This is a genomic window from Janthinobacterium sp. 67 (assembly GCF_002797895.1).
GTDB lineage: Bacteria > Pseudomonadota > Gammaproteobacteria > Burkholderiales > Burkholderiaceae_D > Janthinobacterium.
In genome coordinates this window covers 188,039-203,410 of sequence record NZ_PGES01000001.1, presented here as the reverse complement: position 1 = coordinate 203,410, position 15,372 = coordinate 188,039, and the positions used below count along the sequence as shown (strand labels likewise).

General features: G+C 62.5%; 9 protein-coding genes and 1 tRNA gene. 5 read left to right on the top strand and 5 right to left on the bottom strand.

Features of this window, described 5'->3' with window-relative positions:
* Window positions 1–324: 324 nt before the first annotated feature.
* The 5 genes from tnpA to CLU90_RS00870 all read left to right on the top strand — a co-directional run bounded on the left by tnpA (window position 325) and on the right by CLU90_RS00870 (window position 8,421).
* Window positions 325–729: an IS66-like element accessory protein TnpA gene (gene tnpA / locus CLU90_RS00890; RefSeq protein WP_092712534.1), complete on the top strand. Its 405-nt coding sequence runs from the start codon at window positions 325–327 to the stop codon at window positions 727–729.
* Window positions 726–1,073, top strand: a complete 348-nt coding sequence (tnpB, locus tag CLU90_RS00885) for an IS66 family insertion sequence element accessory protein TnpB (protein WP_034754629.1) — start codon at window positions 726–728, stop codon at window positions 1,071–1,073. The genes tnpA and tnpB overlap by 4 nt, the downstream gene beginning before the upstream one ends.
* Window positions 1,074–1,102: 29 nt before the next feature.
* Window positions 1,103–2,644 carry an IS66 family transposase gene (gene tnpC, locus CLU90_RS00880; RefSeq protein ID WP_092712532.1) on the top strand — a complete coding sequence of 514 codons (1,542 nt, stop codon included), beginning with the start codon at window positions 1,103–1,105 and terminating at the stop codon, window positions 2,642–2,644.
* Between the two features lie 600 nt (window positions 2,645–3,244).
* On the top strand, window positions 3,245–4,402 hold the full coding sequence (locus tag CLU90_RS00875; protein WP_051959249.1) for a response regulator: 1,158 nt from the start codon (window positions 3,245–3,247) through the stop codon (window positions 4,400–4,402).
* A gap of 8 nt (window positions 4,403–4,410) precedes the next feature.
* Window positions 4,411–8,421 carry a response regulator gene (locus CLU90_RS00870; RefSeq protein WP_092713017.1) on the top strand — a complete coding sequence of 1,337 codons (4,011 nt, stop codon included), beginning with the start codon at window positions 4,411–4,413 and terminating at the stop codon, window positions 8,419–8,421.
* A gap of 26 nt (window positions 8,422–8,447) precedes the next feature.
* Here the strand turns inward: CLU90_RS00870 and CLU90_RS00865 are convergent, their stop codons facing one another.
* The 5 genes from CLU90_RS00865 to tilS all read right to left on the bottom strand — a co-directional run bounded on the left by CLU90_RS00865 (window position 8,448) and on the right by tilS (window position 15,312).
* Complete coding sequence (locus CLU90_RS00865; RefSeq protein WP_034754634.1) at window positions 8,448–10,046, bottom strand: ATP-binding response regulator; 1,599 nt, start codon at window positions 10,044–10,046, stop codon at window positions 8,448–8,450.
* A 699-nt stretch (window positions 10,047–10,745) separates the two neighbouring features.
* Window positions 10,746–11,942: a tyrosine-type recombinase/integrase gene (locus CLU90_RS00860; RefSeq protein ID WP_232731037.1), complete on the bottom strand. Its 1,197-nt coding sequence runs from the start codon at window positions 11,940–11,942 to the stop codon at window positions 10,746–10,748.
* A gap of 304 nt (window positions 11,943–12,246) precedes the next feature.
* Window positions 12,247–12,339: transfer RNA gene (locus CLU90_RS00855), tRNA-Ser, on the bottom strand.
* A 110-nt stretch (window positions 12,340–12,449) separates the two neighbouring features.
* Window positions 12,450–13,697: an aspartate kinase gene (locus CLU90_RS00850; RefSeq protein ID WP_092712527.1), complete on the bottom strand. Its 1,248-nt coding sequence runs from the start codon at window positions 13,695–13,697 to the stop codon at window positions 12,450–12,452.
* Between the two features lie 196 nt (window positions 13,698–13,893).
* Window positions 13,894–15,312 carry a tRNA lysidine(34) synthetase TilS gene (tilS, locus tag CLU90_RS00845; protein WP_100426945.1) on the bottom strand — a complete coding sequence of 473 codons (1,419 nt, stop codon included), beginning with the start codon at window positions 15,310–15,312 and terminating at the stop codon, window positions 13,894–13,896.
* Between the last annotated feature and the right edge of the window lie 60 nt (window positions 15,313–15,372).

Here is a 15,372-nt window from a genome sequence, read left to right as displayed (position 1 = left end):
CTTCGCGCAGCGACTGAACCACTAAAATCGTCGGACGCAACGTCGACCAAACCCCTTTTTTGGCACGGCTGAAAGAAAATAAGGCCTTATAAGGCCTTATAAGGCCTTATTTGTGCCATATCTGCTTCAACCGTGTCAGATTTGTGGTTCAACCGTGTCAGATTTGTGATTCAACCGTGGCAGATTTGTGGTTTAACCGTGCATGTTCCGCACGACATGAGGGCGATTAAATAGTAAGCGTCTTCCCAGCGCCGTCTGGACTCCCTGACCACCGTCATTCATGATCGAATTTTGGCACAGCATTTGTGCCCACAAATTCTGATTATGGACACAAATTTTCAACCAATCACTTCGACGAATGCGCGCGGCCATTATCGGCAGCATTCTTTAGAGTTCAAGCGCGCATTGGTGGCGTTGTCGCTGGAACCGGGCGTCTCGGTGGCTCGCATTGCACGCGAACACGGCGTCAACGCCAACCAGGTGTTTAGCTGGCGCCGCCTCTATCAACAAGGACGCCTCGGCGTGCCTGCGTTGATTCGCGACGATGGCCTATTGCCAGTGGTGCTGGCGCCAACGGCGCCTGCTCCGGGCAACTCCACCGCCGACGCCGACGCCGACGCCGACGCCGACGGCACGATCATGCTGGAGCTGGGCGAAGTGCGCGTGCGAATCGAAGGCCAGCCCAACGCGGCCGCGCTGGCGCAGGTGCTCGATCGGGTTCTACGATGATCGGCCTGCCCGCCGGCACCAAGGTATGGCTTGCCGCCGGCACCACCGACATGCGCTCCGGCTTCAACGGCCTGGCTGCCAAAGTGCAGACGGCGCTGGAGGAAGATCCGTTCAGCGGCCACGTATTCGTGTTCCGGGGCCGGCGCGGCGACCTCATCAAACTCCTGTGGTGGAGCGGCGATGGCCTGTGCCTGCTGGCCAAGCGGCTTGAGCGTGGTCGCTTCATCTGGCCGCAGGCTACCAACGGTTCGGTGGCGTTGACGCAGGCGCAACTGTCGATGCTGCTTGAAGGCATCGACTGGCGGCGGCCGGAACGGACCTGGAGACCAACGTCGGCCTTGTAAACGACACAAGGCTCGCGTAAACTTGGCACATGCTCAGCCCAGCCGACCTGCCCAACGACATCGCCGCCTTGAAGGTGCTGCTGCTCGCTCAAAACGAGGTGGTTGAAGGGCTGCGCGAACAGCTGAACACGCGCGCCGTCGAGATCGAGCACCTCAAGCTGCAGATCGCCAAATTGCGGCGCATGCAATTCGGCCGCAAATCGGAAAAGCTGGATCATCAAATCGAGCAGCTGGAGCTGCAACTGGAAGACCTGCAAGCCGACGAGGCCGAGGCGGCGCGCGAGATGCCGGCGGCCGACCAGGCGCCGCGAAAGAAGTCTGTGCGCCGGCCGTTGCCCGATCATTTGCCGCGAGACGAAAAGGTGTATGCGCCGCCGGCCGATGCTTGCCCGGCTTGTGGCGGCGGCCTGCGGCCGCTGGGCGAGGACGTGGCCGAGCAACTGGAGTTCGTGCCGGCCAGCTTCCGCGTGATCCGCCATGTTCGTCCGAAACTGGCGTGCTCCTGCTGCGACGCCATCGTCCAGGCGCCGGCGCCAAGCCGGCCGATTGAGCGCGGCATCGCCGGCCCCGGCCTGCTGGCGCATGTGCTGGTTGCGAAGTTCGCCGATCATCTGCCGCTGTACCGCCAGGCCGTCATTTACGCCCGCGAAGGCGTCGACCTCGATCGTGCGCTGCTGGCGGACTGGGTCGGCGCCGCTAGCGCATTGCTGCGTCCGTTGGTCGATGCCATTCGCCGCCACGTGCTGACGGCGTCGAAGCTGCATGCCGACGACACGCCGATCCCGGTGCTGGCGCCCGGCAATGGCAAAACCAAGACGGCCCGTCTGTGGACTTACGTGCGCGATGACCGGCCCGCCGGCGACACCACGCCAGCGGCGGTTTGGTTTGGCTACACGCCCGACCGCAAGGGCATCCATCCGCAAACCCACTTGGCCAAGTTCGAGGGCGTGCTGCAAGCCGATGCCTACGCTGGCTTCAACGCTTTGTTCGAAGACGGCACGATCCAGGAAGCGGCTTGCTGGGCGCACGCGCGGCGTAAATTCCACGACCTGCACGCGGCGCGCGCGACGCCGCTGACCACCGAGGCGCTGCGCCGGATCGCCGAGCTCTATTTGATCGAGGCCAAGATCCGGGGCAAGCCGCCCGACGAACGACGACAAGTTCGGCAAGCCCGCTCGCGCCCGCTGCTCGAGGACTTGGAGCACTGGCTGCGCTCCACGCTCGATACGCTGTCGCGCAAGTCCGACACGGCGGCGGCGATCCTGTACGCGCTCAAGCTCTGGCCGGCGCTGCTGCGCTACTGCGACGACGGCGCCATCGAGATTGACAACTCGGCGGCCGAACGCGCCTTGCGTGGTGTCGCCATTGGTCGGCGCAACTATCTGTTCGCCGGCGCCGACAGCGGCGGCGAACGGGCCGCCGCGATCTACTCGTTGATCGGCACGGCCAAGCTGAACGGTGTCGCACCCGAAGCCTGGTTGCGTCACGTGCTGACGCATATCACCGATCATCCCGTCAACCGGGTTGATGACTTCTTGCCTTGGAACTGCAAGCTGCCAGCAGCCCTTTGAGATCACGCCGCTTCCCAGCGGTGTTGTGACTTTCTGAAATAAACGCGACGAAAGGTATTGCGGCACAGGGCTAGGCCAACTTGATTTTGCTAAAAGCTGCGACGATTTTTCGCTGAATAGCTGCGACTAATCCAAAGGGATAACGAAATGGCTGCGAACGACGTCGTCCCTGAACTGACAACTTCCGTAACGCCACCAGCAGAGGCAGGGAGCGGCTGGTTCCGCCCCAGGCTGGGTGAAAACTTCAAATCTCAAAATATTTGTGGGTAGGGTTACCATTCCCGCCACCGAGAAAACGGGGTAGCGCGCGTTTTGAGAGGCCGATTTTTGAAGAACCAGAATTTTTCTGCGTTTCCACACAGCCTGGCCTCAAAGCAGAAGTTCAGCTTGGCGGCAGAGGTCTCCCTAAGCGCACCCTCCCCACACTGTCATTTTCGAAATGTTGAGTGATGAGCAATCCATATATACCTAGAGATCGGAGAATGTAGTGTAGGACGGGAGCGATTCGCATAGCAAAACTAATATGCGGTTTACTTGCACACAGGACACAGATATAGTCTAGGCAACAAATTAGTGCGGACCTGATTGGAGCATTTAGGCATGAACTCATCTTATACCCGTCCCATCAGGCCTGTAATCCTTGTCGTGGACGACACGCCGGATAATCTTCTGTTGATGGCCAACTTGCTCAAGGATAGTTATACGGTCAAAGCAGCGAATAACGGCGAGAAAGCACTGCGCATCGCGCGCGATGCACCGCCGCCCGACCTCATCCTGCTTGACATCATGATGCCTGGGATGACCGGCCACGAAGTGGCGCAGGCACTGCAGGGCGACCCGGCCACGCGCGACATACCCATCATCTTCTTGACCGCTATGGCCTCCAGCGAGGACGAGACGCACGGTCTGGAGCTGGGCGCGGCCGATTACATCACCAAACCGATCAGCCCGCCCGTGGTGCTGGCGCGCGTACGCACCCAACTCAAGGTCAAAGACGCGGCCGACTTCCTGCGCGACAAGAACGAGTACCTGGAACAGGAAGTCCAGCGCCGCACGCGCGAGCTGGGCGCGATCCAGGATGTCACGATCCACGCCATGGCCTCGCTGGCCGAGACGCGTGACAACGAGACCGGCAACCACATCCGCCGCACCCAGCACTACGTCAAGGTGCTGGCCGAACATCTGAGCGAGCATCCGCGCTTCCGCGCTTTCCTCGACCCCGACACCATCAAGCTCTTGTTCAAGTCGGCGCCGTTGCACGACATCGGCAAGATCGGCATCCCCGACCGCATCTTGCTCAAGCCTGGCCGCTTCGAACCCGAGGAATTCGAGATCATGAAGACCCACACCACGCTCGGGCGCGACGCCATCGCCCACGCCGAACAACAACTGGGCATGGACGTCGACTTCCTGCGCCTGGCCAAGGAGATCGCCTACTCACACCAGGAAAAATGGGACGGCAGCGGCTACCCCGAAGGCCTGGCCGGCGACGCCATCCCGATTTCGGCGCGGCTGATGGCGGTGGCCGACGTCTACGACGCCCTGATCAGTCGTCGCGTCTACAAGGAAGGCATGCCGCATGAAAAGGCAGTGCAAATCATCGCCGAGGGGCGCGGCTCGCACTTCGATCCCGACGTCTGCGACGCCTTCCTGGCCAACCTGCCCGCCTTCCAGCAGATCGCCGCGCGCTACGCCGACAGCGACCAGGACATGGCCAAGCAGGCTGCCGCCATCGCACACACCCTGCCTGCACAGTGAGCGCCGGCATGCGTTCGCCCCTGGCTTATCTTGAACGGCTGCGCCTGCGCCAGAAGCTTGCGGCCGGCTTTTGCGCAGTGCTGCTGCTGGCCCTGGCGCTGGGGTTGCAAAGCCTACGCACCCAAGACCAGTTGAGTAGCGACATGCAGCGCCTGCTCAGCGAGGGCATGATCGGCATCGTACAGGTCAAGGAGGCCCGCATCCAGCTCAACCGCTTCGAGCTAATGCTGCACAAGGTGGCCAACTCCCCGGACCCTGTTGCCGTCGACAAGGCGCTCGAACAGCTAGACAAGACGCGCGAGCAGCTACACTTTGCCGTCGACGAGGCCCGCGCCACCCTGCTGCGCATCGACAACCAGCAACGCCATAACGTCTTTGAAAGCATGCTGGCGCGCGCCGAGCGCATCGCCGACGAGGCAATCGAACTGGCGCGGCTGCACCGCAACGCCGAAGCCAACGCCCTGCTCAACAGCGAGCGCTTCCAGCACGCGATGCGCACCGCCGACCGGCAGATGGCCGAGATCGCCGCCGTCAAGGATTCCAACGCCCGCAGCACCATCTACCAGATTCGCCAATTCGCCCTCACCAGCAGCACCCTCACCTACGCCCTGCTGATCGGTGGCCTGGCGGTGGCGCTGCTATGCGCCTGGTGGATCAGCATCTCGATCCGGCGCCCGGTCAACCGCCTGCGCGAGGCGGTCGATGCGCTGGCCGCCGGCCAGCTCGACAGCGTGATTCCGCATACTGACTACCAGAACGAAACGGGCGACCTGGCCCGCGCCATCGCCAAGTTGCAGGTCGAATCGCGCCAGCTCGACATGCAGCGCTGGATCAAGTCGCAGGAAGCCTCGATCCAGGCCGAACTGCAGCAAGCGGCCAGCCTTGACCAGGCCGCGCAGCGCCTGTTGACGCTACTCGCGCCGCTGGTGCAGGCTGGCCAGGGCGCGCTCTACTTGCTTGACGAAAACGCCGCCGCATTGCGCCTTGCCGCCAGCTACGCCGCCGATCCGGACCATCCGCCGGCGCCGCAACTGGCGTTGGGCAGTGGCCTGCTGGGTCAGTGCGCGCAGGACCGCCAGCCGCTCCGGCTCGACGCCCTGCCGGACGACTACGTGCAGATTCACTCGCAACTGGGGCGGTCGCGCCCACGCCACCTGCAGGTGCTGCCACTGCTGCACGGCGAGCGCCTGATGGGCGTGCTGGAGCTGGCCGGCTTCGACGCTCCCAGCGAATCGGGCCGGGTGCTGATGGACGAGCTGCTGCCCAAACTGGCGATGTCGCTGGAAATCAAGGCACGCAGCCACGCGGTGCAGGCCATGGCGATCGAACTCGAAGCGCAGCAGGTGGTGCTGAAAGCCACCGAGGCCTGGTATCGCGGCATCATCGAGGCTGCGCCGGACGGCATGCTGGTAATCGATGTGCACGGCCTGATCATGATGACCAACCCGCAGCTCGACCAGCTGTTCGGCTACGAGGCCGGCGAGTTGGCCGGCTTGCCGATCGAAACGCTGGTGCCGCCGGAGGCGCACGGGCGCCACGTCGGCTCGCGCAATGGTTTCATCGAGCAAGGCACGGCACGCCAGATGGGCATGACAGGCGCCGACCTGCACGGTATGCGCAAGGATGGCAGCCGCTTCTCGGTCGAGATCGGCCTGTCGCGGCTGCCGGCTATCGCCGAGCGCGGCGTTTGCGTGTGCGCCTCGGTGCGCGACATCAGCGACCGCAAGCTGGCGGAGGCCGAGGTTCTGCGCGCCAAGGAGATCGCCGAGGACGCTACGCGCGCCAAGAGCGATTTCCTGGCCAACATGAGCCACGAGATCCGTACGCCGATGAACGCAATTATCGGCATGAGCCATCTGGCGCTACGCACCGATCTCGACAAAAAACAGCGCAACTACATCGAGAAGGTGCACCGCTCGGCCGAGAACCTGCTGGGCATCATCAACGACATTCTTGACTTCTCCAAGATCGAAGCGGGCAAGATGAACATAGAGCAGGCCCCGTTCCGGCTGGAGGACGTGCTGGAGAATTTCGCCAGCATGATCGGCCTGAAGGCCGAGGAAAAAGGCCTGGAACTACTGTTCGCCACTTCGGCCGACCTGCCGACCGCATTGGTAGGCGATTCGCTGAGGCTGGGTCAGGTATTGGTCAACCTCGGCAACAACGCCGCCAAGTTCACCGAACGCGGTGAGATCGTGGTCGGGATCGAGATGGCTGCCGACGCCGGGGATCAAGTCGAGCTTCACTTCTGGGTGCGCGACAGCGGTATCGGCATGACGGCCGAGCAGTGCGAACGCATGTTCCACTCGTTCAGCCAGGCAGACAGCTCGACCACGCGCAAATACGGAGGCACCGGGCTAGGTCTGGCCATCTCCAAGAAGCTGGTGGAGCTGATGGATGGCCGGATCTGGGTCGAGAGCATGCCGGGCGAGGGCTCGACCTTCCACTTCAGCGCCCGTTTCGGACGCCAGACCGAGGTGCAGCCGCGCCGCATGTTCCACGCCGACGAGCTGCTCGGCCTGCGCGTGCTGGTGGTCGACGACAACGCCAGCGCGCGCGAAATCTTGTCGACAATGGCTCGCAGTTTCGGCTTGGAGGTGGACCTCGCCGACAGCGGCCACAGCGCGCTGCGCACCATGGTCGAGGCTGAGCGCAAAAGCCTGCCCTACGACTTGGTGCTACTGGACTGGCGCATGCCGGGCATGGACGGCGTCGAAACGCTGCAGCGCATGCAGAGCGGCGCCGTGACTCACATCCCTTCTGTCATCATGGTGACTGCCTTCGGCCGGGACGACGCTCAGGAAGCGGCGGCGCTCCAGCAGGTGGCGCTGCCAGCCGTGCTGACCAAGCCAGTCACCCCGTCGACGCTGCTCGAAGCAATCGGCGAGGTACTGGGCAAGGGCGTGGTGGCCGAAACGCGCCAGGCAGAGCGACAGGACCGCAGCGCGGCCGACCAGGCCCGCATGGCCGGCGCCCGCCTGCTGCTGGCCGAGGACAACGATATGAACCAGGAGCTAGCGCGCGAGCTGCTTGAAAGCGCTGGCATCGTGCTCACCATCGTAGGCGATGGGCAACAGGCGCTGGACCTACTGGCTCAAGCCGGGACCGTCGCCTTCGACGGCGTGCTGATGGACTGCCAGATGCCAGTGATGGATGGCTACGAAGCCACCCGCCGCCTGCGCGCCCAACCCCGCTACGCTCAGCTGCCGATCATCGCCATGACCGCCAACGCCATGGCCGGCGACCGCGAAATGGCGTTGACTGCCGGCATGAATGACCACATCTCCAAGCCGCTGAACGTCACCGCCATGTTCGCCACCATGAGCAAGTGGATCCGCCCGGCGCAGTCGGCATTAGCAGCGCCCCCAGCGGGGCAGCCAGATTCCGCAGGCAAAGTGGTTGCGGCCCTACCTGCCGAACTCCCCGGTATCGACCAGCGCGCCGGCCTGGCGACCAGCATGGGCCGGCAGGACCTTTACCTGCGCATGCTGGTGCGCTTCCGCGACGGCCACGCTAGACTGCGGGGGGAATTTGAGGCTGCGCGGCAAAGCGATGACCCCACAGCGGCGGCGCGGGTAGCCCACACCTTGCGCGGCACCGCCGGCAACGTCGGTGCCAAAGGCGTGGCGGCGACAGCTACCGCACTGGAACTGGCATGCAAAGCTGGTGTAGCCGAAGCCGAACTGGCTGTGCTGCTGACGGCGGTCGAAAACGAACTGGCGCCGGTGCTGCTCGGCCTGGCGGCACTGGGCAACTATACTGCAGCGGCAGAGAACACCCGGGCCGGGGCCATCGCAGCGGCTCCCGCCCTGCCGCCGGACGCGACCGCCACACTTGCCCAGCTGCGCAAGCTGCTGGCCGACAGCGACACCGCCGCGCTGGATGTGCTGGAGACATTGGAATCGCAAGCCGCCGGCCACCCGCTGGCGCGACAGCTGCGCAAAGTCAGCCAGGCAATTGAACGCTTCGACTTCGACGCTGCGCTGGAAGCGCTTGATGCCGTGGTGCAGCCAGCCTGACAAGCAAGGCCGCCGCGCGATTCGCCTTAGGCCGGGGGCGGCACCGACGGCAGGCTGACAATCAGGGTGGTGGTCTGGAGCTCGTCATCGACGGCGAAGGCCACCTCGCCGTATTGCGCGCGCGCCAGCAGGCGTGCCGAATACGTGCCCAGGCCGGTGCCGCCGGACTTACCGTCGGTGACGAACTTGTCAAAGAAGCGTTCGCGTATCGGTTCCGGGATCACACCCTTGTTGACTATCTCGATGCGCAACGGGCTTCCGGCGTACAGCGTGGCAATGACACGGGTGCGCTCTGGCGCTGCCTCGCAGGCGTTCTTGATCAGATTATTCAGCAGCGAATAGGTCAGCATGGCATCGCCCAGCGCTAGCGGAGCGTCGATGCCGACATCGAAATCGGTGTCGACCGCCAACACCAGCTGCTTACCCGCGTAAGTGGCGCGTGCCGTCTCAACCACCCGCCGCAACATGTCGCTGATGGGCAGCGGCGCTGCATGGAGCACGTATTTTCCCGTCTCGATCTTGTACAGCTCGGTGGACAGGTTGACCATGTCGGTCACCTGCAGCATGGCCTGCTCGGCCAGCCGCAAATTCTCAAGCTGTCGGCGGTCCATGTCGGCGGCGTCGATCAGCGACTGCACTATGCCGATGGCGCCGGCCAGCGGTCCCTTGAGGTCGTGCCGCGTCATGGCCTCGACGTCATCGCGCAGGCGGGCGATGGCGAGCATGTTGTCGTAATCGGCTTGCAGGTGGCGGCGCAGCTCGACGTAGCGCATGAAGTTGTCGACCCGCAGCTTCAGCTGGGCCGGGTCGATTGGCTTGGTAATGAAGTCCACCGCGCCCAACTCCATGCCTTGCAGGCGCGCGGCGTCGTCGGTAAGGGCGGTGACGAAGATGATGGGTACATTTTCTGCGCTGGGATGCTCGCGCATGCGGCGCGCCACTTCAAAACCGTCCATGCCGGGCATCATCACGTCCAGCAGCACTAGGTCTGGCGGCGTGTCGCCACAGCACAAGGCCAGTGCTTTCTCGCCGTTGTGCGCTGCCTTGATGCGGTAGCGGCCCTTGAACACATTGGCCAGCACGTACAAGTTGTCAGCGGTGTCGTCGACCAGGAGCAATGTCGGAGGCAACGGTTCCCTTGATTGTAAATGGACCGCCGCCGGTGGCTTGACGATCACATCGTCCACGGGTGTGGCGGCCTGCGGCGCGTCGATGTTCGTTTCCTTATCCGGCGCCGGTGCTGCAACCTGATGCGCCATCGCCCGCTTGATGCTGGTGGCCAGCCGGCCCGCCGTGTAGGGTTTGACTAGCAGGTCGCTGACACCGCTGCTGATGGCCGTTTCGATGCGGCTGCGCTCGGCCTCGGCGGTGATCATAATGAACGGCATGTGCACATGGCGCGGACTGGAACGAATCATCTGCAGTAGGGCGATGCCGGTCAACGCCGGCATATTCCAGTCGGAGATCACCAAATCATAACGCTTGCGCTCAATCATGCGCCAAGCTTCAGAGCCATCGGCTGCGAGATCCACCGATCCGTAGCCAAGCGAGGCCAGTTGGCCAGCCGTGACCTTGCGCATTGTTTCAACATCATCAACCACCAGTATTCTCAGCACTTGTGCCATGTCTCCCCCATGTGAGGCCTGCTACGTGGGGTAGCACACCGTTTCATTTATTATGCGGCATTTTTTTATCGATTTGAAACGAAAGCATTTCAAGCCGTCAAGGTCGGCTTCTGGCCCAGGCTGTATAAAAACGTCAATCGCTGTGACGCCATCATCGATCAAATCCTGCAACTAGCCAAGACGTCACTGGGCAGACGCTTACATTAAATACCATGAAGAATCCTGTGCAGAACAACTGCGTGCCTGGCTCAAACGCCACCACCAGCGAAGCGCGGCCAGAATTTCGTCGCATTTCTGGCCTTCAGCGACGATACCCGCAGCAACAATCAACTGGTGACGCCAGGACGGCGATCCGGTCTGCGCCAGTGCCGCCGTGCTGGTACCGATCCTGCCTCACCCTTGAAGAGAAACACGTCCCAAGTGACTCCTTCCTCCCGCCACAGTACCTTGGCGCGCCAACGCTCAACGAGGCGCGCTTCAGCGGCCTGCCTGGAGTGTCGGCAAGCAGCGGAAAATGGGGTAGCAGGATCTAAGCAAGCGCCAAGGAAGCTACCGTCCTGGCCTCCGTAAGACTCCAGGGCCGCTTGCCGGCCTGGTTCAGGAACGCGTGCCAGCACGGGATGTGGACAGTGGCTGCAAGGCGCCTGAACACGCATGCCAGTCCTCAGCCTGCGCAAGGATACTCCATGGGATATGCCATCACACGACAGGCGGTGCGGGATTGGTGCAAAAGTCAGACCATGCCTGCATCAGCACGATACGCTTGTCGAACAAGTCGCCGCGCCGGTAGGCCGCTTCCACCCTGTCCGGCAAGCGGTGCGCCAGCGCATGCTCGCATACCTCACGTGAAAAGGCGTTGGCTGCCGCCTCGGCGCACCAGTCACGGAAGGAAGAACGGAAACCGTGCACGGTGATATCCTCAAGCTGCATGCGGCGCAAGACTGCCGTCAAACTCATGTCCGACAACTGCGTGCCACGCTTGCGGCCTGAAAAGATGATGTCCCCCTGACGCGGCACTGCGCGCAGCAGCGCAAGCGCCCCACCAGAGAGCGGCACGCGATGCTCCTTGCCTGCCTTCATGCGCTGCGCTGGAATGGTCCACAGGGCCGCCTCCAGGTCTATCTCCGGCCACCGCGCACCCCTGACCTCTCCTGAGCGCGCAGCCGTCAGGATGGCAAACGCCAGCGCCCTGGCAGCAATCCCTTCCTGACCCGATAAGGCGGCCATGAATCTGCCGATCTCTTGCCACGGCAGGGCCGGTCGGTTTTTCACTGGAGAAACCTTGTTCGGATTGGCCAGCAGATTTTCCAGATGGCCTTTCCAGCGCGCCGGATTTTCTCCCTGACGAAAGCCGCTGACCGTTGCCCAGTCGAGTATGCATTCGATTCTGCCGCGTATGCGCGTTGCCGTCTCCGTCTTTGACAACCAGATTGCATCGAGCACCTTGACGACCAGATCGGTGTCGATCGCCGCGACAGGCAGCGCCCCCACCAATGGGAACACATAAGCGGCCAGGGTGTTTTCCCACTGCGCCACATGTTTGACATTTCTCCAGCCATGCCGGTGCGCAGCGATATAGGATGCCGCGCACTGCTCAAAGGTCATTTGACGCGCACGCGCCAGCATCCCGGCCTGTTTTTCCTGGCGGCGCATTGCCAGCGGATCGCGCCCTTCGCTCAGCAGCAAACGGCATTGCCGCGCCTTTTTGCGCGCCTCGACCAGATCGACTGCCAGACAAGAACCCAGCCCCATTTCGTGACGCCTGCCAGCTACGCTATAACGAAACAGCCAGCTCCTGGCGCCAGCGCCGGATACTTGCAGCACCAGTCCGCCGCCATCCCCGTAATACCCTGGCTCCCTGGCGCGACCGACGACCAGCGCCGACAGCTTGTTCATCCTGATTGTCATTACCCCACTCCCGCATTGCGAGATCCCGTACTAATTTTAGCGCGCGATCAAGCGCGTGCTGGCAACGACACTTGATCCCGCGCAAGGTCAGTTGCGGCAACAGGCGGGACATAACAGGATCGGTGACGTACGCTTGAAGGCAGCGCACACAGCCATTGCTACCCCCCAGCCTCCCCCCCAGCAGATGCAGGATTGACGCGGCAGGCAGCGGACGCTGGTGGATGGATTTACGTGGTTTCTCCTATGAGGAGCGGAAATGAAAAAACCCGCCGAAGCGGGTTTTTAAAAATACTGGCGGAGACGGTGGGATTCGAACCCACGATACAGGTATAAGCCGTATGCATCCTTAGCAGGGATGTGCCTTCGGCCACTCGGCCACGTCTCCTAGCTGATTACTCAACTATGTCTCTGTAGCTAACTGCGCTGCAGCGACGAACGTCATAATATCGATTGCCCCCCCTTTGGTCAAGGGCGTGGGGCAATATTTTTGGATATTTAAGCTTTTTCCAGCTCGAACGCCTTGTGCAGCGCGCGCACGGCCAGTTCCATGTACTTTTCATCGATCAGCACGGAAATCTTGATCTCGGAAGTGGAGATCATCATGATGTTGATGCCCTCTTCCGACAGGGTACGGAACATCTGCGACGCGACGCCGACGTGGCTGCGCATGCCCACGCCGACGACGGACAGTTTCGACACTTTTGCGTCGCCCGTGATGCTGGCCGCGCCCAGTGCTTCGCGGTTCGATTCCAGCACGGCCAGCGCGCGCGTGTATTCGCCGCGCGAGACGGTGAAGGTGAAGTCCGTTTTACCGTCGACCGACTGATTCTGTATGATCATGTCGACTTCGATGTTCGCGTCGGCCACCGGTCCCAGGATGTGGTAGGCCACGCCTGGACGGTCGGGCACGCCGAGCACGGTGATTTTGGCTTCATCGCGGTTGAAGGCGATGCCGGAGATGACTGCTTGTTCCATGTTTGTATCTTCCTCAAACGAAATCAGGGTGCCTGAATTGGCTTCTATTTCCAGCGGCAACATCGGGTCGGTCAGCGACGACAGCACGCGCGTGGGCACGCGGTAGTTGCCGGCAAATTCCACCGAACGCGTTTGCAGCACTTTGGAGCCCAGCGAAGCCAGTTCCAGCATTTCTTCAAAGGTGATGGTCTTCAGGCGGCGCGCCTCGGAGACCACGCGCGGGTCGGTCGTGTAGACACCGTCGACGTCCGTGAAGATCAGGCATTCGGACGCCTTCATGGCGGCGGCGATCGCCACGGCCGAGGTGTCCGAACCGCCGCGGCCCAGGGTCGCGATGTTGTCGTGTTCGTCGACGCCCTGGAAACCGGTAATGATGACGATCTTGCCCGCATCGAGGTCGCGTTTGACTTTTTCGTCATCGATCGACTGGATGCGTGCCTTGGTAAAGGCGGAATCGGTCTTGATCGCGACTTGCCAGCCAGCATAGGATACGGCTTGTTTGCCGATCGCCAGCAGTGCCATCGACAATAGGCCGACGGACACTTGTTCGCCTGTCGAGGCGATCATGTCAAGTTCACGGGGATCGGGTTGATCCATGATTTCCTTGGCCAGTCCAATCAGGCGGTTCGTTTCGCCCGACATGGCGGATGGCACCACCACGATTTGATGCCCAGCGTCGTGCCACTTGGCAACGCGCTTGGCGACATTCTTGATACGGTCAGTCGAGCCCATCGACGTACCGCCATATTTGTGGACGATTAAAGCCATAAGAGTGAAGTTTCCGCTCAAGAAGAATAAAAAAGGAGGGCTTTACTCTACATGCCGCAATGCAAAATAACAAGCTAAAAAGCGCATTAGCTCATACCGATTGCGCATATGGAAATAACCAATCCATGCAGTCCAGCTGGCTTGGGCAGCCGCTTGGCGGCTACCCCGGGAGTGGCCGTGGCGGCTGGCCCTGCGCTCAGCAGGAGACCCAGCGCAGGGCGACGCGGGGACGGTCCAGCAGACTCAGGCAATGGCAATCGAGACCGATACCGGCCGCGAACAGCAATTGTTGCGCCGCACAGACAAGGGGCAGGCGTTCGCGCTCCCAGGCGGGCACGTCAAACGCCTGGTAATGGTATTTCAAGCTCTTCGTGGGACGGTTCAAGGCCAGTTTCAGGCGCTCGCCGCCCTGGCGGAAGTCGATGCTCAAGGTTTGTGCTTGCAACCAGGCAATATCGATACCCTGGCCGCCCTCTTCCACCGCATCGAAATGCAGCACGCCGCCATACGCGGGGAACGCCAGGCTGGCTTCGCCTTGCCATGTAAATTGCTGGCTGGCCTTTTCCAGGCCGGGAATGCCCGCGTCGTCACGCTCGCGCATGCCGGCCAGATCATCGAGCTTCGGCGTCAGGTACAGCCGGTCGCGGTGGCGTCGCACGTGGCATTCCGGGTGTGTCACCAGCAATTGCGCATCGGGCCGCGCTTCCAGCAATTGCGCCAGCATTTCCGCCAGCCACGCCGTCGACGGCATGCGCAAGCCGCGCGTGCCGAACCAGTGGCGCAGCAGGTTGTAGCAGCGGTCCGCGCTCAGCGTGCGCAATTTCGCCAGTTCGATGCAGTCGCCATCGAGGCACGCCGCCAAATCCTGCGTCGCCAGTTCCGTCAGCAGGCGCTGCGCCGATTGCGCGTGCTGGGCGCTGCGGGCGAAACGCTCCTGGAAACCGGGAAACGCCTGCGCCAGCACGGGCATCACCTGGTGCCGCAGGGCATTGCGGGCAAAGCGGGGATCGTCGTTCGATTCGTCGTGGATGTGCGCGATCGCATGTTTTTCCACGTAGCTTTCCAGCTGTTTGCGCGACACGGGCAGCAGGGGGCGCGCCATCACCAGGTCCGGGTTGCCCAGCAGCTCGGGCGCGCTGTTGGCGCCATCCATGCCCGACAGGCCCGCCGTGCCCGAGCCGCGCAGCAACTGCAGCAGCACCGTTTCCGCCTGATCATCCTGGTGGTGGGCCGTGAGCAGCAGGCGCACGCCGTGCACGGCGCACAATTCGCCCAGGGCCCCGTAGCGGCGCTTGCGGGCCGCCTCTTCCGTGCCCGTCTTGGCATTCTTTTCCAGGGTGACCTTGCGCGCTTCGAAGGCGATGCCCATGCTGGCGCACAATTGTTCACAGTGGGCCAGCCACGCATCCGCATTCGGACTCAGGCCGTGGTGCACGTGAAACGCGTAAAGAAATACGCCGTGCTCCTGCGCCCAGGCATGCGCCAGGTGCAGCAGGGCCGAGGAATCGAGGCCGCCGCTCAGGGCAATGCCGACCGTCTCGCCGGCTTGCGGTCCGCAGGCGTCCAGCGCGTGGGCAAAGATATCGGCGACGGTGGCGGTTTGTTGCTTTTTCAATCAGGACTCCGGGAATGCAAAGAGGGACAGGCTGCTAAACGGATGGTGTCGTATAGCGGA

What these genes read in the sequence shown, in the direction of transcription:
- CLU90_RS00850 (WP_092712527.1), bottom strand. Translation starts at nt 13,697, where the DNA reads ATGGCTTTAATCGTCCACAAATATGGCGGTACGTCGATGGGCTCGACT.
- CLU90_RS00865 (WP_034754634.1), bottom strand. Translation starts at nt 10,046, where the DNA reads ATGGCACAAGTGCTGAGAATACTGGTGGTTGATGATGTTGAAACAATG.
- tnpC (WP_092712532.1), top strand. Translation starts at nt 1,103, where the DNA reads ATGCTCAGCCCAGCCGACCTGCCCAACGACATCGCCGCCTTGAAGGTG.
- CLU90_RS00875 (WP_051959249.1), top strand. Translation starts at nt 3,245, where the DNA reads ATGAACTCATCTTATACCCGTCCCATCAGGCCTGTAATCCTTGTCGTG.
- CLU90_RS00870 (WP_092713017.1), top strand. Translation starts at nt 4,411, where the DNA reads ATGCGTTCGCCCCTGGCTTATCTTGAACGGCTGCGCCTGCGCCAGAAG.
- tnpB (WP_034754629.1), top strand. Translation starts at nt 726, where the DNA reads ATGATCGGCCTGCCCGCCGGCACCAAGGTATGGCTTGCCGCCGGCACC.
- tnpA (WP_092712534.1), top strand. Translation starts at nt 325, where the DNA reads ATGGACACAAATTTTCAACCAATCACTTCGACGAATGCGCGCGGCCAT.
- CLU90_RS00860 (WP_232731037.1), bottom strand. Translation starts at nt 11,942, where the DNA reads ATGAACAAGCTGTCGGCGCTGGTCGTCGGTCGCGCCAGGGAGCCAGGG.